Annotated in this window: 15 protein-coding genes and 1 pseudogene; 6 read left to right on the forward strand and 10 right to left on the reverse strand. The window is 70.4% G+C overall.

The features are described 5' to 3' along the window. Together TR33_RS27495 and TR33_RS12505 are read right to left on the reverse strand one after the other, a co-directional pair. A pseudogene (locus tag TR33_RS27495) lies at positions 1–113 on the reverse strand (IS5/IS1182 family transposase); the annotation flags it as partial. Positions 114–132: 19 nt separating this feature from the next. Further along, on the reverse strand, positions 133–492 hold the full coding sequence (locus TR33_RS12505) for a transposase (protein WP_234305833.1): 360 nt from the start codon (positions 490–492) through the stop codon (positions 133–135). A 341-nt stretch (positions 493–833) separates the two neighbouring features. On the opposite strand from TR33_RS12505, the gene TR33_RS12510 reads away from it, so the two are divergent. Next, a complete protein-coding gene (locus TR33_RS12510; RefSeq protein WP_042283249.1) occupies positions 834–2,222 on the forward strand; it encodes an MFS transporter in 1,389 nt (462 codons plus the stop codon). 251 nt (positions 2,223–2,473) lie between these two features. Here the strand turns inward: TR33_RS12510 and TR33_RS12515 are convergent, their stop codons facing one another. Both TR33_RS12515 and fxsA read right to left on the reverse strand, forming a co-directional pair. Beyond that, entirely contained in the window at positions 2,474–4,315 is a 1,842-nt protein-coding gene (locus TR33_RS12515) for an nSTAND1 domain-containing NTPase (protein ID WP_042283252.1), read from the reverse strand. A 247-nt stretch (positions 4,316–4,562) separates the two neighbouring features. After that, the gene (gene fxsA / locus TR33_RS26020) at positions 4,563–4,736 is read right to left on the reverse strand and encodes an FxSxx-COOH cyclophane-containing RiPP peptide (protein ID WP_014911352.1); all 174 of its coding nucleotides are present in this window, start codon (positions 4,734–4,736) and stop codon (positions 4,563–4,565) included. 256 nt (positions 4,737–4,992) lie between these two features. On the opposite strand from fxsA, the gene fxsT reads away from it, so the two are divergent. Next, positions 4,993–7,548: an FxSxx-COOH system tetratricopeptide repeat protein gene (gene fxsT / locus TR33_RS12520; RefSeq protein ID WP_042283256.1), complete on the forward strand. Its 2,556-nt coding sequence runs from the start codon at positions 4,993–4,995 to the stop codon at positions 7,546–7,548. Positions 7,549–7,586: 38 nt separating this feature from the next. Here the strand turns inward: fxsT and TR33_RS12525 are convergent, their stop codons facing one another. Beyond that, positions 7,587–8,918, reverse strand: coding sequence for an HEXXH motif domain-containing protein (locus tag TR33_RS12525; protein WP_042283258.1), 1,332 nt, complete (start codon positions 8,916–8,918; stop codon positions 7,587–7,589). Continuing rightward, complete coding sequence (locus tag TR33_RS12530; protein WP_026125217.1) at positions 8,919–10,088, reverse strand: FxsB family cyclophane-forming radical SAM/SPASM peptide maturase; 1,170 nt, start codon at positions 10,086–10,088, stop codon at positions 8,919–8,921. It lies immediately after the preceding gene. A gap of 526 nt (positions 10,089–10,614) precedes the next feature. Here TR33_RS12530 and TR33_RS12535 point away from each other — a divergent pair. The 3 genes from TR33_RS12535 (at position 10,615) to TR33_RS12545 (ending at position 14,374) form a co-directional block, all read left to right on the forward strand. Next, complete coding sequence (locus TR33_RS12535; RefSeq protein WP_042283259.1) at positions 10,615–11,895, forward strand: hypothetical protein; 1,281 nt, start codon at positions 10,615–10,617, stop codon at positions 11,893–11,895. A gap of 130 nt (positions 11,896–12,025) precedes the next feature. Then, complete coding sequence (locus TR33_RS12540; protein WP_042283260.1) at positions 12,026–12,763, forward strand: SDR family NAD(P)-dependent oxidoreductase; 738 nt, start codon at positions 12,026–12,028, stop codon at positions 12,761–12,763. 234 nt (positions 12,764–12,997) lie between these two features. Next, entirely contained in the window at positions 12,998–14,374 is a 1,377-nt protein-coding gene (locus tag TR33_RS12545; protein WP_017535744.1) for a hypothetical protein, read from the forward strand. A 56-nt stretch (positions 14,375–14,430) separates the two neighbouring features. Here TR33_RS12545 and TR33_RS12550 read toward each other — a convergent pair whose 3' ends face one another. Further along, the gene (locus TR33_RS12550) at positions 14,431–15,924 is read right to left on the reverse strand and encodes a sodium/glutamate symporter (protein ID WP_017535743.1); all 1,494 of its coding nucleotides are present in this window, start codon (positions 15,922–15,924) and stop codon (positions 14,431–14,433) included. Positions 15,925–16,619: 695 nt separating this feature from the next. Here TR33_RS12550 and TR33_RS12555 point away from each other — a divergent pair. Then, complete coding sequence (locus TR33_RS12555; protein WP_042283262.1) at positions 16,620–17,969, forward strand: hypothetical protein; 1,350 nt, start codon at positions 16,620–16,622, stop codon at positions 17,967–17,969. Between the two features lie 61 nt (positions 17,970–18,030). On the opposite strand, the gene TR33_RS12560 is transcribed toward TR33_RS12555, so the two are convergent. The 3 genes from TR33_RS12560 to TR33_RS12570 form a co-directional block, all read right to left on the reverse strand. After that, positions 18,031–18,453, reverse strand: a complete 423-nt coding sequence (locus tag TR33_RS12560; RefSeq protein WP_014913446.1) for a YchJ family protein — start codon at positions 18,451–18,453, stop codon at positions 18,031–18,033. Between the two features lie 297 nt (positions 18,454–18,750). Then, positions 18,751–19,338: a histidine phosphatase family protein gene (locus TR33_RS12565; RefSeq protein ID WP_017535740.1), complete on the reverse strand. Its 588-nt coding sequence runs from the start codon at positions 19,336–19,338 to the stop codon at positions 18,751–18,753. 68 nt (positions 19,339–19,406) lie between these two features. Then, a complete protein-coding gene (locus TR33_RS12570) occupies positions 19,407–20,123 on the reverse strand; it encodes an NUDIX hydrolase (RefSeq protein WP_042283263.1) in 717 nt (238 codons plus the stop codon). Between the last annotated feature and the right edge of the window lie 15 nt (positions 20,124–20,138).

Genomic DNA, 20,138 nt, shown 5'->3' on the forward strand with positions numbered 1-20,138 from the left:
CGTGAGCGCACCGCGGGGATGCCTCGCACCAGGGGTTTGAGCGCTTCGCCGTCGTTGACGTTGGCCGCGGAGATCGCGCAGGTCAGCGGCAGCCCTTGGTTGTCGCACAGCAGATGGAGCTTGGAACCGGGTTTACCCCGGTCGGTGGGGTTTGGCCCTGTCTTCTCCCCCTCTCTTGGCGCGGATCGACTGGGAGTCGACGGTGGCGCGGGACCAGTCCAGCAGGGCCCTTCTGCCCAGCTCGTCCAGAACCGCGCGGTGGATCGTGGGCCACAGGCCTGTCGCGGTCCAGGTCTGGAACCAGCGGTGGGCGGTGGCGCGGGTGATGCCGAACAGGCCGTCGGCCTTTTCCCAGGAACAGCCCGAGGCCTGGACGAACAGCACGGTGGTCAGCACTGCTCTCTGGTCAGCGCGGGGGCGGCCGGTCTTCGGCGGCGAGGGCAGTAGCGGCTGGACGATCTCCCAGAGCCCATCGGGCAACACATCACTCACAGTCCGTGATCATGGCAGGTTCAGAGTCGTCTCGCAGGGCTTTTGAGATGAGCTCTAAGACCTCAACAGTGGTCGAGGTCAATAGAAAAATCATGAAAAACAAAAATAAAGCACCTTTCCCCGGTTGACACGTCCACACCGCCGACTCACGTTGAACACCAACGGAACAAGAAGGAAGCGTTTTTCCGGATACCATGGCCCGAGCCTTCCGAACCGCGCCGAACACGCTGGTCATGGAGCCACAGTCCGGAACACACCGGACCCCGGGCTTGTCGATCCACCTCCCCGAAACCCTTTTCGGGGATTTCCGGACCGTATTTTTCCCACCTGCACAGAGAACGATGTCGAAAACGGATCATCACATCGGGGAGAGCATTCCGACACATGTCGACGACCGTTGGCGTCGGCACTTCGCGCTGTTGTGGAGCGGTTCCGCCCTGGCGGGCCTGGGCGGTATGACGTTCGGCCTGGCGATCCCGCTCCTGGCCCTGTTCCACACCGGATCCCCCGCCCTCGCCGGGTGGATCGCGGCGGCCGGCATGGTCCCCCGCACGCTCCTGCACATCCCGGTCGGCCTCGTCGTCGATCGCCGCGACCCCCGAGGGATCATGATCGCCGGGCTCGGCGGGCGCATCCTCTGCGTCCTGCTGTTCGTGGGCCCCGTCCTGCTCCTCGACGCCCCCGTGGTCCTGCTCGCCGTGGCCTCGGCCCTGCACGGCGTGTGCTCGACCCTGTACACCACCGCCGGCTCCGCGGCCGTCCCCCACCTGGTCCCACGCGACGAACTGGCCGGGGCCGCGGCCAAGAACCAGGCCCGCGGCGACGCCACCCAGATGGTCGGGCGCCCCTTGGGCGGGGCCCTCTACGGGGTGGCCCACGGGCTCCCCGCGCTGTTCGAGGCCCTGTCCTGCCTCCTGGCGCTCTGGGCCTCCGCGCGGCTCCCCCGAATCCGCCGCGACCGGACCGAACGCCCCCGGGAAGGCCTGTTCCGGGAGTTGGGCGAGGGCTTCCTCTTGGTGCGCGGAGACCGCTTCCTCCTCCTGTCACTGGTGGTGTGCACGGTCACCAACGCCCTGTTCCAGGTGGTCTGGCTGGTCATCATGCTCATGGCCACCGAGAAGGGGCTCCCCGGCTTCCTCCTCGGCCTGATCCTGGCCGCGACCGGCGCCGGCGGCCTGCTCGGCGCCTGCCTCGCGCCGTACATGGTCAGGACCCTGGACCCCGCGCGCATGGTCCGGCTGTGCTCATGGGCGTGGTTGGCCCTGGCCCTGCTCCTCTTGGCCTCGGAGCGGGCCGGCGGCGGATGGCCCACGGTGGCGCTCCCCGTCGTCTGGGGCGGGATCGGCTTCGTGGGCGCCCACATGAACGTCACCGTGACCACCTACCACACCAGAAACGTCCACCCCGATCTGTTGGGGAGGCTCACCGGGACGGTCCGCTTCCTCACCGGCGGAGCACTGCCCCTGGGCCTCCTCCTGGGCGGTCACGCCCTGGAGGCCCTGGGGACCCGTACGACCGTCGTCCTGATCACGGTGATCATCGCCCTGATCGCGCTCTGCCTCACCGTTCTTCGCCTTCGGACCACCGGACCAGGGAACCGCCCGTCTCGGGAAGCGCCTCGGCCAGCGATCGAAGCCCCGTCGCCAGGGCCTGGTGGACCTGCTCGGCTCCCCCGCTCCGGTTCGTCCGCACCTGGACGTGTCCCAGAGCCCGGTCCACCGCCTTCCTGAGTCCGTCCACCGTCTCCTGGTGTTCCGGCGGCACCACGTCGCGCACCCTCTCGACCGCGATCACCGCCTCGAAGACGTGGCTGCGGGCCTGGCGCACCTGTTCGGCCAGGTCGTTGCCGCCCTGACCCGGCGGCCCGTGCCTGCGCAACTGGGCGATGTGCCGCATGCTCAGGTCGAGTTGCAGCACGCTGCGCCGCACCTCGTCCATACGGCGGCGCACCTCCCGGGACCGGGCGCGCCGGCGTTCGTGCTCACGTCGTTCCCGTTCCACCCGCAGGTTGTGCTCGGCCCGCCACCGTTCCACGGCGGCGGCCCGGTTGGCCGCGAGAGCCGTGGCCCCGAGGGTTCCGGCCGCCGTTACGATGCCGGTGATCAGCGCCACCAGGGCGGCCGGGTCCATACTCAGCCCTCCGTCGTTCCGCCAGAGCGGCCTGCTCCGCGCGTATCTCGTCCCGGGTCCTCCGTGCCTCGGAGACCCCGCCTCCGCCCACCAGGGCCGCACCGAGCACGTCCAGCGCCGAGTGGGCCTGCCCGGCCGACCAGAGCACCTGGCCGATACCGGTGCGCAGACTGGGGTCGGCGTGGGCCCTGCCTCCGACCGCGGTCAGCAACGACAGGGCCCTGGAGCGTTCGCCCGATAACAGCCGGGCCCGCGCCTCGGCCACCATCAGCCGGGAGACGGCCGCCCCCTCACCGACGGCCTCACGGCAGCTCGCCGCGTCCGCGTAGTACTCGGCGGCGGCCCGATGCTCCCCGCGTTCGAACGCCAGGTCGGCCAGGAGCGTGGTGAACAGGGCCCGGGCCCCCGGTTCGAGGGGCGAGGGCGAGCACAACGCCAGGCGGGCGTGCTCGGCCGCCAGGGCCGTCTCACCCCGGGTGCGCGCCTCCCCGGCGATGTCCAGCCGGTCCTGATCGCTCCAGGGGGCCAACCCCCGGGAGTAGGGCGACAGGGCCAACGCCATGAGGGGGCCCGCCAGTCTCGGATGGCGCAGGACGTAGGAGGAGCCGTCGTCCCCCGTCGCGACCAGGTACCGGTCCTCAAGAGCGTGCACGACTCCGGGGGTGAGGGAGCCGTCCGGATCCTCGTGCGCCGGCCCGGGCACCCCTCGTCCACCCGACGCGACGAGTCTGCGCAGCCAGGCGTGGGGCACGTCGGGCGGGACCAGATGCTCGGCCGCGACCTCCTCCAGCACCCCGGCCAACCGCTCGGTGAGGGCCCGGTCGACCTCGATGTCGTCGGGGACCAGGGTCGTACCGTCCTCGGACGCCTCCTCCCACAGGGTCGCGCCCAGGATCTGCAACAAGGCCGGTTCGACGGTGTCCCGGCGGGCACGGACGCGCCCGTCGGGGCCCCGGAGGACCAGAGCCTCCTCCACCAGCCGGTCGGGTTCGGCGGCGCCGATCCGGGACCCCACGGCCTCCAGACAGCTCCTCGCCACGGAGCGGGCGGTGTCGGGGGCGAAGGGGCGCAGCCCCATCTCCACGGGGGAGATCGCGTGCTTGTCCATGAGCCGGCGGAGTTCGTCCAGATGATCGGTGCGTACGGTCAACACCAGGTGGAGATCGTCGTCCCGTTCCAGGGCGCCGAAGAGCTCGTCCAGAAAGTCCTTGCGCCACCGGTCGGGGCCGCAAGGGCGTCGAAGCAGGAGTTCGGTCCGGTCCAGGACCGCGAACAGCGGACGGTGCCGGCCGTACCGATCGGTGCTCTCGTGCGCGCGTACGAAGTCGACGATCGAGGTGCCCGGGCCTCGCGTGGGGAACTCGGAGGGTGCCCAGGAGGCCAACAGGGCCCGGGTGTAGGGGTTGTGTCCGGGAAGGATCGAGGACGGGAAGACCGGGTCGAAGCGCAGATCCTCGGAGGGCAGGACGGTGTGCCCGCGGTCGAGAAGGCGGGGTACCGCCCCGGCCCGCACCAAGGAGGTCTTGCCGACCCCGTGGTCGCCGTGGAGCACCGTGAGTCGATGGCGGGCCCAGGAGTCGACCAGCGCGGCGGTCTCCTCCTCACGGCCGAAGAAGAGGTGGCGGTCTCGGGCATGGTAGGGCCGCGGCCCGATGAACGGGCCGCGCGCTCGTTCCAGGGCGGCTCGTGGCATGACGCGGCTCCCGGCCGGCGGTGAGGGGGTGATTTCAGCGCGTGGGGGGCGCCGTTCCAGGGACACGGAACGGGGTCCTTTTCGAGACCCCGTGAATTATCCGCGACTTTCCGCCCGACCGGTCACGTGATCCCTCTTCAGAGTTCTCTACAGAAGACCTCCGAATCGACACATACGCGAACCGCGTCCGGGCGGTCGACGACCTCGGGCACGGAAAGGGGGCACTCCCGCCGCCGAGGGCGATTTCTCATTCCGGATCGTTGACGAACCCGGCGACCACCTCGGCACCGGCGGTGCGGGGGTCGAGCACCGAACGCAGGGCCTCCGCGATCACGGAACCACTGATCCCGTCGAGGTCGCGGAGGGACAGTTCACCGATCTCGACCAGGGCGACGCCACCGTCGAGCCCCTGTTCCACCATGTGCCCTCCTCCGTGCCGCCGCCTTTTGACAGCCATCCACGAAAGGACGGTGACCACCGCCCTTTCGAGAGGTCTTTCTCACGATTGCCTTATGAAGTTTCTACCACGCACCTGTCCCCTACTAACATCTTCGCCTACTCTTATTTTCCGGACATCATTCCCGGGTAACATCCACCGGCACGACACCACAACAGGTCTTTTCGTCCACCGGAGAACAGAGAACCTGGTGGGGCCTATGTGAAAACGGAGGATAAGAGTGACCGCTTCACAGGGGGGATTTCCCGACCGCTCCAGGAACAGGTTCCCGGAGGTGTGGGGGAGGGTCCCACCGCGTCACAAGAACTTCACCGGCCGGGCCGAGCAGCTCAACGAACTCCGGGCCGGACTGATGAACCAGGTGACCGCGGTGGTCCCGACCCCCGAGCCGATCGTCCCCAGGACCCTGCACGGGTACGGCGGTGTCGGGAAGACGCTCATGGCGGTGGAGTACGCCCACCGCTTCCGTGAGGAGTACGACCTGGTCTGGTGGATCATGGCCGACCAGCCCGGCCTGGTCCGCTCCGCCCTGGCCCACCTGGCCCCGCACCTCAACCTCCCCGGCCCCGCGGTCACCGGCGTGGAGGACGCCGCCAACGGGGTCCTGGAGGCGCTGCGACGCGGCGATCCGTACTCGCGGTGGCTGCTGGTCTTCGACAACGCCGACGAGCCCGAGGAGCTCAACGACGTCATCCCCCAGGGTCCGGGCCACGTCCTGATCACCACGCGCAACCACCGTTGGGGCGGGGTGGCCGAGACCGTGCCGGTGAACGTCTTCTCCGAACGCGAGAGCGTCGAATTCCTCACCAGACGCATCCCTCGGGGCATCACGACCGCGGAGGCCGCCGAACTGGCCGAGGCCCTGGGCCACCTGCCTTTGGCCCTGGAACAGGCGGGGGCGCTCCAGGCCGAGACCGGCATGTCGGTCCAGGAGTACCTGGGGCTGCTCTCCGAACGCACCGGCCCCCTACTGCGCGAGGGCAAACCCCCCGAGTACCCCCAGCCCATGACGGCCGCCTGGCAGTTGTCGGTGGCCAAGCTCCAGGAGAACCTGCCCGAGGCGATGGACCTCCTGCGCTGCTGTGCCTTCTTCGGCCCCGAACCGATCCCCCGCGACCTCTTCTTCCCCGTGGAGGAGGGCCACGTACGCCCCGAGATGGCCGAGCTGATGGCCGACCCCATCCGGCTGAGCAAGGCCATCGGGCAGCTCGGCCGCTACGCCCTGGTCCGGCTCGACAACACCAACCGCACCATCCAGGTGCACCGACTGATCCAGGCCCTGGTCCGCGAGGAACTGGACGACTGCACCCAGGAGACGATCCGCGTCGAGGTGTGGTCGCTGCTCAGCGCCGCCGCCCCCACCAGCTTCACCGACTCCGCCGCGCAGGCCCGCTACCTGGAACTGCTCTCGCACATGCGTCCGGCCCGGGTCGCCGAATCCGACCTCTCCGAGGTCCGCGAGTTCGGGCTGAACATGCTCAACTTCCTGTACAACTCGGGCAACTACGAGACCGCGAGCCGCTACGCCCGCAACTTCATCGAGAGGTGGACCGCCGATTCCGGCCGCGCCGACCCCTACGTCCTGCGCGCCCAGGCCAAGTACGCCAACCGATTGCGGGACCTGGGCCGTTTCTCGGAGGCCCGGGACATCAACCGGGCGATCCTGCCCCTGATGAACGACATCCTGGGCCCCGACCATCCGGACACCCTGGCCGTGCTCTCCGGGCGGGGCGCCGACTACCGCTCCCACGGGGACTTCTGGAAGGCCCGTGAACACGACGAGGAGGTACTGAACCGGTACGAGGACGCCTTCGGCCCCAACGACGCCGCCACCCTGCGCGCCCTGAACAACCTGGCGTTGGACCACGCTCTGACCAGTGACTTCACCACCGCCCAGAAGGAACACGAACGCGCCTACATGCTGTTCAAACGCAGCGGCCCCGTGGGCGGCTCGCCCGCCCTGCTGTCGTACTGGAACGGCATGGCGCAGGCGGTGCGCCTGGCCGGCGACTTCACCGAGGCCTGCGACCTGGGCGAGGACGCCCTGGCCTACGGACGCGAGCAGTTGGGCGTGGACGACCCTCGCACCCTGCGCGCCCAGGTGGACCTGTCGATCGCCCGCCGCCTGTCCGGTGAGGTCGACGAGGCGCTCGAACTCGGCCAGGACGCCCATTCCCGTTACCTGCGCCTGTACGGCATCAACCACCCCAGCACCCTGGCCGCGGCGATGTGCCTGGCCAATCTGTGGCGGGCCACCGGCGAACTGGCCGGGGCGCTGGAGTTGGCCGAGGACACCGACCAGCGCTATGCCCAGGCCTACGGCCACGACCATCCCTACAAGCACGGCTGCACCAGCAACGTCGCCCTCCTGTATCGGCTGATGGGCGACCCCGTACGGTCCCGATCGATGAACGAGTCGGCGCTGGCCGCCCTGGAGGCGCGCCTGGGCCGCGATCACCACTACACGTTGGCGGCCGCCACCAACCTGGCGGGCGACCTGGCCGCCCTCGGCGAGATCGACAACGCCGTCCGTCTGGGGCGGGGCACCCTGCGCCGCTTCCGCTCCCTGGTGGGCGAGGACCATCCGAGCGCCCTGGCCTGCGCCTCGAACCTGGCCCTGGACCTGCGCGCCGCGCGGGACACGGTCGCGGCCAAGGAGCTGGCCGAACGGACGCACACGGCCTATGTGCGCACCCTGGGACGCGAGCACGGTTTCACCAGTGCCTGTGAGGAGGGCCGACGGCTCGTCTCCGACTTCGACCCGCCCCTGCTGTAGAACACCGGGCCGGCCCGTCCCCCGGCCCGGTCGCCCTCTTATCGGAGCGCCCCGTGCCGTAGGGCTCCGTTGCGCGCCCGCCACCGGTCGAGGTGGCGGCGGGCCGTCTCCCGCGCGGCCCGCTCCGCCTCGACCGGAACCGGTTCCTCCAGCCATTCCCTCAGGGTGAGTCCGGTCCGGGCCAGGAACCGTTCCCCCTCGGCGGTGAGCCTGCCCGAGCCGGCCAGGACACGGGCGGCGTCGGACGTGGAACGTCGCCAGTGCGCGAAGTCCGCGTGGGCCCGGCGCGCCTCCTCCCCTCGGACCGTGTGGCGATGCCTGCCCCAGAACCCGGCCACGCCCAGATGGGCGTACACCCCCTGCAGCAGTCCGGCGGCGGGACGGGGGTCGGGGCGCCAGGGCGCGTAGAAACGGGCGCCGTCCTCGGGGAGGGTGAGGTCGACCAGGTCGAGCAGAGCGGTGAGCTTGGCGTGCTGGACCTCGTGCGCGAAGGTGAGCGCGAACGGCACCGGCCCCGTCGGGGTGGACAGCCCCAGGTTGCCGAAGGCGTGCTGGGCGGTGGCGCTGGTGTGCGTCCCGTTCCCGGGGGTGGTGATCGGTGTGAGGGTGAGGACCAGGGCGGCGACCTCCTCCGCCACCTCTTCGTGGTACTCCACCAAGAGCTCCCAGGCCCCTTCCAGGGCCCGGCGCCACGTCACCGTCTCACCAGGAGAGAGTCTTCGGGCCGGCAGGTCGGTTCCGGGCAGCCGGTCGGGATCCTGGTCGTCCAGGTAGAGCTCGACCCGACGGCCGCGGTGGCACGCTTCGAGGCGGCGTAGCGCCTGCCAGCCGGGGGCGTCCTCGTGCGGATCCTCGGGGACCTCCACCTCCGGGCCGCCCGGTCTCCGCAGGAGCGCCCTCCCACCGCCGATCTCGCACCACGCGCCTCGTGTCCCCTCCCCCACCAGGGCGCGTCCCAGTGAGGGCAGGGGCGCCGTGGGACCGTCCAGGGGCACCCGCAGTCGGGCGTCGGTCCGTGCGCGCAAAGCCGCGGCGGCGGCGAGCGCGGACAGGGTTCCGAGCCGGGGAGGCCCGGGGAGATGACCGCCCAGGGAGAGCAGCGTACGGCGTGCCCACACCCCCACGGTGGGGTGACGCAGGACCCCGGTCACCGGTTCCGGGGCGTGTTCCTGGGCCCGGGCCAGGAGTTCGTAGGCCTCTCGGACACGTGCGGCCTCGGGATGGCGACCCTCCAGGGTCGCGTCCACGACGCGGCGGAGCAGGAGCAGGTGCTTGCCGTACTGTGCGGCGCGCAGGTGGGCGATGGCCTCGTGACCGCCACCGCCCCGGGCCAACGCGTCGAACAGGGGGGCGGGGACCGGTCCGGGCATCTACTGTCCCTTCCTGATCCGGGCCACGTCGGCGGCCACGGTCCGTTGGATGTGGGCGATCAGGTGGTAGAGGTCGGCGCAGTACACCGAGGGGTTGAGGAAACCGCTTCCGGAGGCGTAGCGGTGCGGGTAGAGCCCTCCTCCGCAGACCCGGGAGAGCGGGCAGGCGGTGCAGGTGGGGCTCAGGGCCCGGGCACCGATCTGTCGGGCGGCCACCGATGGCAGGTAGAGGGCGTCGTCGAAGGGGTGGGTGAAGGTGTGCAGAGGGGTGCGGGTCGCGCCCTCGAAGGCCGACTTGAGGCTGTCGACCTGTTCGATGGAGCCGTCGGTCTCCACCACCACCAGGGCGGCCGGGGAGAGTCCGACGCTCTCGGTGCGCGAGGATCCGCCCAGCACCAGGCGGATGATCTCGTTGAACATGCGGATGTTGGTCTCGCGTTCGGGCGCTCCGTACCAACGGTCGAACACGGCGGCCATCCAGGCCCCGTAACGGGGTTCGGTCGGCGACCAGCCCGGCGGTGGCTCGTCCCAGTTCCCGTGCGGCAGGAGGAAGTCCACCCCGGGTGGGCCGTAGTCCAGGAGATGCTCGTAGGTGGTGACCGGGTCCGATTCCAGGTCGATCGTGGCGAGCAGTCCGGCCAGCAGGTGTCCGTGTCGGGCGTTGAGGCGTTCGATCCCCGCCCGGACCTCGGCGTGGGTTCCCCGACCGTTGGCGCGGGTGCGGTGGCGGTCGTGATCGGCGGGCGCGCCGTCGATGCTGACGCCGACACGGATCCCGAACTCCTCGAACAGGTCGAGGAAGTGGGGGTCGATGAGCACGCCGTTGGTCTGCATGCGCAGGTGGACCTCCACGTCGGGCTCGCAGGCCTTGCGCAGTGACTGCGCGGTGTGGCGCAGGTGCTCCACCCCCACCAGGAGGGGTTCGCCGCCGTGAAGGACGATGTCCACCCGGTCCCGGCCGTGGGCGCGGGCGTGTTCGGCGATGCGTTCGGCGACCCGCTCGACCGTGACCCTGGCCATCCGTCGGGGCTGGGAGCGCCAACTCTGATCGGCCATCTCGTACATGTAGCAGTAGTCGCAGGCCAGATTGCAGCGGCTGTGGATCTTGAGAATGAACTCTCTAAAGGGCGTGGGACGCCATCCCTCTCCGAGGAGCCGTTCGACGTCCAGCTCCTCGGGCCATTCAGGGCGTCTTTCCGGTACGGGGCTCCTTGCCACGCCACCGACCTCCTGGGGTGAGAGCACACGCGAAATACGATCGAGGATCGCCTTTAACGGAATACGTACTCTTCTGAGGTAACGACAAACCTCACCCATGGGTAGTCCACCCCCGCCTTCCGGTACCGGCGAACTGTCCCGAAGGTCCGAGCCCCCCAGGAGATGGAGGTGAGAGGCTCTTGTGAAGTCACTTTCCCCGCCACGCGACCGAACACGACGAAGGTCCGAAAAGTGGCCGGATTCGGCCACTGAAACAAGGATTGACCATGCCCAAAACGAGGTAATCGTTACCCTCTACGCAAATGTGTTTTCCTTCGTTCACATCACCTTTTATCAGCATTTCTTCCAGGCTCACACGCCGCCCCCCGACCACTCGAGAGAACACCTCGGGCGGTTTCGATGTTCACCCCCACGAAGACAGGCGAGGGGGCTACTCTGATGCCGTTTCAGCCCCCACATCACGTTCGGTGACCAGACCATGACCGACCGGCTCATCTCCGCCATCTCCGACTGCCTCGACTGGGCGCGCGCCGCCCGGAACCCCGCCCCGGTCGAGACCGAGGCCCTCGTCCTTCTCCTCGGCGTCCACCGGGACCGCGGAGCGCCCGACCCCGCCGACTGGACCCTCGACGACGTCCTCGAGGTCGCCGAGGCGATCCGCCGCCGCGAACGGCCGCCCCACGGGTTCCGCGACACCTGGCTGTCCTGGTGCGACCACCTGGTCTCCACCGGCAGGCTGATCTCGACCGAGAGCCCCCGACGGCTACGCGCCCTGATCGAGACGGTCGATCTGGACCCGATCGACCCGACCACCCCGGTGGAGGAGCCCGCGTTCGAGGTCGCCGCCCCGCTCCTGGATCGCCTCGGCCACGGAGAGGTCGACGCCGACCCGATCCGCCCGCACCTGCCCGCGCCCCCACGCGACCTGGACGCCCTCGCCGAGGACTGCCCCCTCCTGTGCCGCGCGGCCCGCCTCGCGGACTGGGTCGCCCCCTACCGACTGTTGCGCCCGGGCACCGAACACGACGCGCTGAACGACGACGACGTGGTCGAGGCCGCCGAGACCCTGGACGTGGCCCCCGAAGAGATCGGCCCCGTGTTCGGCGTCGCCCGCGCCGCCGGACTGCTGCGCACCACCTACCTGCACATCCTCCCCGGGTCCGCGGCCCGGGCCTGGTCCCGGAGGCGCCCAGGCGCCGCCGCCGACGCCTGGGCCGACGCGCTCTTCACCATGACGGCCCTGCCCGGCCCCACCCCCTTCCTCCTCCTCGGCGAACTCTTCCTGACCGGACGGGCCCGCTCCATCGCCGACCTCGCTCACATCGGTGCGGGCGAGGACGACCCGGCCGGGCACGTCCACCGGTCCCTGAAGGCTCTCTCACGACTGGGAGCGGTGGAGGAGACCGCCCCGGGGCGCTACCGGATCACGGCCTTGGGCGACCACTGCGTCGACCGCCGACTGCGGGTCTCCGGGATCGACCTCCCCCGGATCCCGCCGGTCTCCGACCTGACCGCCGGCGAACTGCTGGATCTGGCGGCGCGGGCCCGCCCGATCGACGTGGAGGGCCTGATGGACCGCTGGCTGGCGGTCCGTCGGCCCATGGGCGCCGCCCACGACCTGCTCGCGGCCGGTCTCCCGCCGGCCGGAGGCGACCCGGAGGCCTTCGTTCGAGCCGTGGACGCCCGCCCCTGGGCCGACACGGTGCTGGCGCTGGTCGCCGAGGGCGCGCTCGCCCCGGACACCGCGCTCGTCCGCTGAACCCTTCCGACCCCGTCCGGCCGTCCCGCCTCAGGCGGCCGGGCCCCTCTCCCGCGCCCGCCTCCGAACCCCACGACACTCCGGACTAGGGTGGTACGCGTTTCCCTTCGCCCTCGTCGAAAGGCCCCCCATGAACCGCAGTGTCCTGATCACCGGTGCCGCCAGAGGTCTCGGACGGGCGATCGCCCTCGCCTTCGCACAGGCCGGAGACCGGGTGGCCGTGCACTACGGCTCCAGCAGCTCCGAGGCCGAGGAGCTTCTGGGACTTCTGCCCGGGAAGGACCACACACTGATCGAGGCCGACCTGCGGGACCCCGACGCCCCGCCCGCCCTCGTCGCGACCGCGGTGGAACGGCTCGGTGGCGTCGACGTCCTGGTGAACAACGCGGCGGTGAACCTCCCCCACCCGGTCGCCGACACCTCCTTCGAGGAGTGGTCCCGCGTCTGGCGGGAGACCGTGGATGTCAACATCCTGGGCGCCGCCCACCTGTCCCATCAGGCGGCCCGCAACATGATCGAACGGGGCGTGCGGGGCCGTATCGTCAACATCGGCTCGCGCGGCGCTTTCAAGGGGGAGCCCGACCACCCGGCCTACGGGGCGAGCAAGGCCGCCCTGCACTCGCTGGGCCAGTCGTTGGCCGTCTCCCTGGCCCCGCACGGTATCGCGGTGGCCTCGATCGCCCCGGGGTTCATCGCCACCGAACGCGTGGCCCACCGGATCACCGACGAGGTCCTCGCTCAGAGCCCCTTCGGCCGTGTGGCCACGCCCGAGGAGATCGCGGCGGCCGTGCTGCACCTGGCCTCTCCAGAGGCCGAGTGGGCCTCCGGCTCCGTGCTGGACCTGAACGGCGCCTCGTACCTGCACTGAGTCGGGCCGACTCCGGAGAAACACTTCCGGGATTCCGGGAATCGGACCCTGGAGTCCCGGATTTCCCCTGTCGGAATCCGGGATCCCTCCTCCTCGGGTCCGGTTCCCACCACGCCCGAAACCCCTCTTTCGGCGATCTCATCCCGTGATGTCGACAAAACAGCCACACGGGTCCACGAACGGGCTGTACAAGGGAGACAACGAAGTTCGAGAATCCAGAACCCGGGGGCCCAGATGTCTTCCCACCGTTCGGACGCGTCGGCCCACCGGCGATTCACGGCCCGACCGGTCTCCCTGCGTCCCCCGCGGGAACTGGCCCGCTCGGCTCTGCTCAGCCCCCTGTTGGGCACCGCGCTGCGGCTCGCCCGCTGGTGCGGCCCGGTCACCCGCGTCGACGTCCAAGGGCTCCCCGACCTGAACGACACCCGGGCGGCGATCCGCGAGTTCGGGCTCTGGCCCCGACATCTACGGCGGGAGGAGCACCACCGCGACCTCTGGCTGCGGCGGCTCGCCTCCCCGAAACAGGCCTCCCGCTTCCTGCACCCCTGGCGTACGGCCCTACGCCTGGGGCTGGTCGAGTGCGAGACCGCCCAGGCCCGCCCCGCCCCCGACCTGGACAGGTGGTCCGGTTCCACCGACCGGGTCCTGCGCTGGTGGACCCTCAGTTTCCAGGAGTGCGTGGAACGTTCGCTACGAGGCGTCGCCGACGTCGAACCCGACACCGCGCTGAGTCGGCTCTACGAGGCCCCCGACGGGGCACGGGTCCCTCTGGGACGGATGACCCACGAGGTCACGACCGCCCAGGAGGAGGCCTATCTACCGGTGCACCGCCCCGGCCGCAACCTCGGCCGCCTGGCCCGAGGGGTGCTCCAGCTCCGGGACACCGGGGCGGTGACCGTGATCCGGGACGGTCGGCCGGGGGCCGGCCCCGAGGAGCACGGTCCGGAACGGATCTGGGTGGAGTTGACCGACCTCGGGCGCTACGGGGTCCGACAGATCCTGCTCGCGCGCCGATGTCCGGCTCCACTGATCGAGGACTTCGTCCGTCTGGAGGCCGACCGCTTCCTGGACGCGCTGGCGACCTTCTCCCCCGACGGTCAGCTCCTCGCCCTCACCTCGTGGCTGGACACGCGCTCACCCGAGAACGCCCTCCGGGAGATCGTCGCGGTGGCCGCCGGACCCGGGCGGGCGCTGCGCCGTTGGAACGCCGCGCTCGCGCTGGGCACCGTCAGCTCCCGGATCGAACCGTCCCTGCGCCGGCTGCTCGAACATCCGGATCCGACCGTGGCCGGGATGGCCTCGGTGGTCCTGTTGTCCTCGCACATGCTCTCGGAGGTCGAGCGGGAGGAGTTGAGCGTCGCCTTCGGCCACTGGACCGCCATCGACGTGTTCGCCGCGGCCACCGCCATGGGTGAGACGGGCCTGAAGTCCTTCCTCGCCTCCGAGGCCGCCGAGGGGATCGACCGGCGCCTGTTCGACGACGTGGGGCGTCTCTGGAACCCCGAGCATCCGGACACGCGCGAGGTCCTGAGGATGCTGGGCCGCCACCATCCCGATCCGTGGGTGGCCGCACGGGCCCGAGCCGCCCAGGCACAGGCCCCCGCCTCCTGAGACGCCCGTGGGGCGTGCCGTCGACGGCACGCCCTACGGCGAAGGAGTGGTCCGGATCAGGCGACCGGATCCTGTTCCCGGGCCCCGGGCGCTGGCTCGGCCCCGGACTCGGCCTTGGCACGCCTGCGCCGCAGCACCACCAGACCGAAGAAGAGCGCCGCCGCCATCGTGACCGCCATGATGCCCAGGAAGCCCCAGGGGCCCACGAGCGGGCTGACCATCAGCGGAATCGCCGCGGCGGTGACCAGACCACCGCCGAAGAACGGCTCGAAGATCAGCTGCTTGTAGCCGAAGGCCGGATAGGCGGGGGTCCTGGCCTCCGGGTCGACCACGCGCATCAGCACCATGCCCGTGGCGGTGACGCCCAGGGACTGCCCGAACTCGCCGATGCCGCGCTCGAACCAGTAGTTCGGCATGATGCGCGGCGCCAGCACGAGGAAGGTGAACAGGCACCACAGGATGCCGCCGACCGACAGGACGAGGAACGCCACGAAGTTGTCGGCGATGGCCTGGAGCGACAGGGTCGCCATGGCCGCGATGATCAGGACGTCCAGCGACATGCCCTGGATCCGCTCGACCGAACGCTCGTCCACGATGTGGTTCTTGTCGAGACGGTCGATGAAGATCTGGACGATGATGCCGCCGATCATGGCCAGCGGGAACAGCGGCACGAAGGCCATGATCTCGATGGTGTCGGCCCACAGCATCCGCTCCGTCCACTGGAGGCCGGACAGGAGCAGCTGGCCGATGATGATCGCGAGCGCGACCAGACCGAAGTGGAGGGTGAGCGGGTCCATCGAGGAGGGGTGCACGGTCATGGTCGAGCCGTGGGTGCGCTTCTCGTGCTCGATGAGACCGGCCTGCTCACGGTCGGTCCCGCGGTTGGAGGCGTCCAGCTCCGAGGTCTTGCCACGGCGCGCGCCCCAGTTGATGAGGACGATGCCGATGATGATCCCGGAGAGCAGACCGACGGTGGCCATGCCCAGGGCGAGGTCCTGACCCTCTCCCCAGCCGACCTGTTCGAAGGTGTTGCCCAGACCCGCGGCGGTACCGTGACCGCCGAGGAAGCCGATCTCGATGAGCGCCCCGGAGACCACCGGGACGTTCAGGAAGGGCACCAGGATCAGCAGGGCCAGCAGGATGCCGATCACGTACTGGCCGCTGGCCACGGTGATGCCGAAGGCCAGGTTGGGACCGGCCAGGTCGACGGCGTCGCGCATCTTCGGCAGTCGCTTACCGAGGAAGAGGCTGGCGAAGACCACCGAGATGAGCAGACCGGGAAGCGCCGACCAGACCGACATGATGTCGACACCGAAGAGACCCCCCTCCGCGGCCCGCTCGGCGAACCCGACCGCGATACCGCGATCGGCGAGCAGACCCATGAGGCGACCGAAGATGTCGGGGCCGAACAGCAACGCGATGCCGCCGCCGATGATCGAGCTCGGCAGGTAGAGCTTCTGGGTCAACTTCCACTTGACCCGGACGAGCTTGGAGATCAGCAGCAACACCCCCAGAAGGAGGAGTGCGAGGCCAACGGTGTCAGGGGACATATCCACCTCTCAGTACGGCCCGAAGGGCACAGGGCAAACGTGTGCCCCCGGGTCCGGGAACACGGCCGTGCGAAGCCGTGGCGTACTCAGGGGCTGAGGCTGGGAGGTAGATCGCGCGGGAACGTGGTCCACGTAACGCGATCGCTCGGGGAATCCTACACACGGTGACGTAGTGGTAAAAACGACGTTCGCCCCACCCCATCGGGTCGTGACCGACAGGTGATCTCGTGTCCGGAAGACCCAGGTCATGAGCGGGGAGGGCACCGGGACGCGAAAAGCCCCCTGAAGAGCCCTTCATCTCGGATCCGGCTTCGCGGCGCCTCGCCTCGCTACCCACTTCGAGCCGTTCCACACCGGACGTTTCCACACGGTGACGGTGAGGATCATCATGTGATCGGTTCATCCCGTCTCGAACGGCCGGGCGATCCGCGTCCGTACCGACCCCCTCGCCGCGATCACCCCCGGTCCGACCACGGGGAACCCGCGCGGAAAGCGCCCGGCGAAGGCCTTTCCGGCACGTCGACACCGTTCCCGGGTTCGTACCGATCTGCGCGAAACCACCCCACCGCACCTCCTCGGAGCGGTAATAAGAGGTGTCCTCACTCCACCCACGACCCGAACGTTAGAAACCGGGACCGGACATGCCCTCTCACGAACCGTCGCGCCCGGGACACCCGCCCCTGTCAGCCAGGCCCGTGTCACTGTTGCCCAACGACGTCCTCGCCCGCATGGCGCTGGACTCCCCCCTCCTGTGCGACGCCCTCAGCCTGGCCCGGTGGAGCGCCCCCGCCACCCCGGTCACCACCGGAGGCGTCCCAGGCATCGACGACGCCCGAACCGCCATCTCCCGCTTCTCCCTCTGGCCCAACGACCTGCTCGGCCGACCGGCCGACCGCGTCACCTGGCTCGGCGGCCTGAACTCGGCCGCCGACGTCGCGCACTTCGTCGTCCCCTGGTCGGCGGCGCTGCGGCTGGGACTGGTCCGTATCGACGACTCCCTCGCCCGCCCCGCACCCGACCTGGAACACCAGGTACGCGATTCCGAACGGGTGCTCGGCTGGTGGTTCCAGGAGTTCGAACGCACCATCGCCCAGGCCCGAGGCGACCTCGCACGCCCCGAATCACCCGCACCCGGCACGACCGGGCCCGAACTGCTCCCGGGGGTCCTGCGCTTCCTCTACGAGGCCCCCGACGGCCACCGCCCCGACCTCGACACCCTCTCCGAGGAGACCCTGTCCAGACCCCTGCCCGCCGGACCGCCCGGCGGGACCCCCGAGACGGCCCAACTACTCCTGCACGTCCTGTGGCAGCTCTCCGACACCGGCGCGGTGCTCTTGGACCACCGTCCCTCCACCGCCCCAGACGAGGACCGGCACGGCCGGTGCACCGTCGAGCTCACCGCTCTGGGCCGCTACGGGGTACGCCGGATGCTGCTGGAGGTGGGGGTGCACGCCCCCATCGTCGACACCCTCGCGGAGGCCTGCGCCTCCCGCTTCCTCGATGCCCTGGCCGTCCTGCCCTATGAGGAACGGCTGCGCGAGGTCGCGCCCTGGCTGGACCGCCGGGGACCGGCCGAGGCCCTCCGCCAGATCGCCGCCGTGGTCCGCGGGCCCGGATTGGCGCTCCGCCGTTGGGTGGGCACACAGGTCCTCAACACCACCAGCTCCGACATCGAACCGCAGCTACGCGCCATGCTGTGCTCGCCCCGCCCCACCGACTCCAGCATGGCGGCGGTGGTCCTGCTCTCCTCGGGCATGCTCAATCAGCGCGGTATCGACCACCTGCTGGCCGCCCACGGGCCCTGGGTGGTGATCGACATGGTCGCCGCCGCGATGGCGCCCGACGACTCCGACCTGTCCGCCTTCCTCTCCTCCAAGGGCTCCCCCGACGTGGAACGGATGCTCCTGACCGACCCCGACCCGCTGGTCATAGGAGCCCACCCCGACGCCCTCCCCGTCCTGGAGGCGCTGGCCCGGCACCACCCCGACCACGACACCGCCGCCAGGTCGAGGCTGCTGGCGATCCTCCTGCGCGAGGGCAACTGAGAAGGGCGGGCCCTGAACCGCCCCGCCCACCTCGCCCCTCCCCCTCGGACGGGGCCGCCGGTCAACGCCCGCCGAGCGCGTCCAGGTAGACCCAGGCTCCCCCGTGGCGCAGGAAACGGCTGTTCTCGTGGATCTCGCCGTCCCGCCCGCCCTCCCGGTAACGGGCCCGGAACTCGACGGTGCCCTCGTCGTGGAAGGGGGTGCCCTCCGTGCTCCCCAGGATCTCCAGCCCCCTCCACACGGTGTCGGCGTCCACCCCCACGTCACGGGGACGGGTGTCGGGGTGCCAGGAACGCGACAGGTACTCCTCGTCGCCGACCACGAAGGCGCTGTAGCGCGAACGCATCAGGTCCTCGGCCGTGGCCGCCTTGGACTCGCCCGAATGCAGGCGACCGCAACAGAGCGCGTAGGTACGCGACCTGCCGCAGGGGCAGGGGGAGTCGGCGGGAAGGGACTGTCGGAGACGGGAACCGTGCTTGGCCATGTCCCCATTCTGGCCTCTCCCGGCCACCACCCGTCCCGGTCGAGGGGAACCGGGCCGGGCTTCGTGGTCAGTCGTCGTCCCGGTCGGGACGACGCGGGGTCGAGGGCGGCCGGCGGGGCGGTGGTCCGTCGTCGGGTGCAGGGCGCGGACGTGGGATCGGGAGGGGTTCACCGTTTCTCTGTGGGTCATCCATGTGCATCCACCACGTGGTAGTACCCGGTACCGAGCACACGACAAAACCCCCGAGGTCCGGGTTCCCGTCCCGCCCCTCCTCGGGCCGTCACGGGGCCCTCCCCCTCAGCCGGTGAGGTTCCACCCGCCGAGGACCGGACGTCCGTGTTCGGTGCCCAGCACCCCCAGCGCCCCGGTCTCCATACGGAACAGGGCCCCGCGGCCGGGAGGGAGACCCAGACGGCGCGCGGTCAGGACCCGCAGGACGTGGCCGTGGGCGACCAGCGCCACGTCCCCCTCCTCCAGAACCGGAACGACCCGCTCCAGGACCCGATCGACCCGCTCGGCCACCTGCTCGGGGCCCTCCCCCGGATGGTCGATGTCTCCGGGCGGGACCCCGTCGGTCCACAGATCCCACTCGGGACGCCCCTCGTGGATCTCGGCGGAGGTGATGCCCTCATAGGCCCCGTAGTCCCATTCGACCAGGTCGGGCAGGACGACGGGGCCTTTCAACCCGGCGAGTTCGGCGGTGCGGACGGCCCGTGCCAGCGGGCTGGTCGCCACCAGGGCGAACCGCCTCCGCGCCAACGGCGCACGCAACGAGGCCGCCTGCCGCTCCCCCTCCTCCGTCAACGGCACGTCGGTCAGCCCGGTGTGCCGTCCCGTCCTGCTCCATTCGGTCTGCCCATGCCTGACCAGCACCAGTTCCCCCATGCCGACCGTGATGCCCCGCCCTCCCCCACATCAACCTCTCCGGGGCATGGAAGACCACGGAGCCCGGATCACACCGTTCCGGGTCGGAGGAAGGGCGGGCTGAGCAGCCGCGCCGGACCTCTTCGGTACAGGACGGCGGGGCGCCCCGTGGCCTGAGGGCGCTGTTCTCCGGTGTCCACCACGAAGCCCTCGGACCTGGTGACCTTGCGCCGGAAGTTGCTGGCGTCGAGGGAACGCCCCCACAGCACCTCGTAGACCTCCCTCAGATCTCCGAGGGTGAAGGGTTCGGGACAGAAGGCCGCCGCCACGGTGGTGTACTCCAACCGTTCCCGCACCCGTTCCAGGGCGTCGTCGAGTACGCGCGCGTGGTCGAAGGCCAGGGTGTCGGGGGAGGCGAGCAGTTCCGTCACCGGGGCCCAATAGGCGTGCGCGGCGTCCGTCCCCCCTTTCGGCACCGGAAGGTCGGGCCCCAACGCGAGGTAGGCGATGGTGACCACCCTTCCTCGAGGATCACGGCCGGGGTCTCCGTAGGCCCCCAGCTGCTCGAGGTGGAGGCGGGTCCCGTCGATGTCCGTCTCCTCCCGGAGTTCACGCAGCGCCCCCTCGCCCAGGGTCTCGTCGGACCGCACTCGTCCACCGGGCAGGGCCGCCCTCCCCTTGAAGGGTTCCGCGCCCCTCTCCACCAACAGGACCGTGGCCTCTCCTTCACGGATCGTGAGGATCACCAGGTCCACGGTCACCAGGGACAACTCCACCCCGACGGACCTCTTCAAGCGGTCGTCCACCGCATCCCCCTAAAG

It is taken from the genome of Nocardiopsis alba, assembly GCF_000710955.1.
GTDB lineage: Bacteria > Actinomycetota > Actinomycetes > Streptosporangiales > Streptosporangiaceae > Nocardiopsis > Nocardiopsis alba.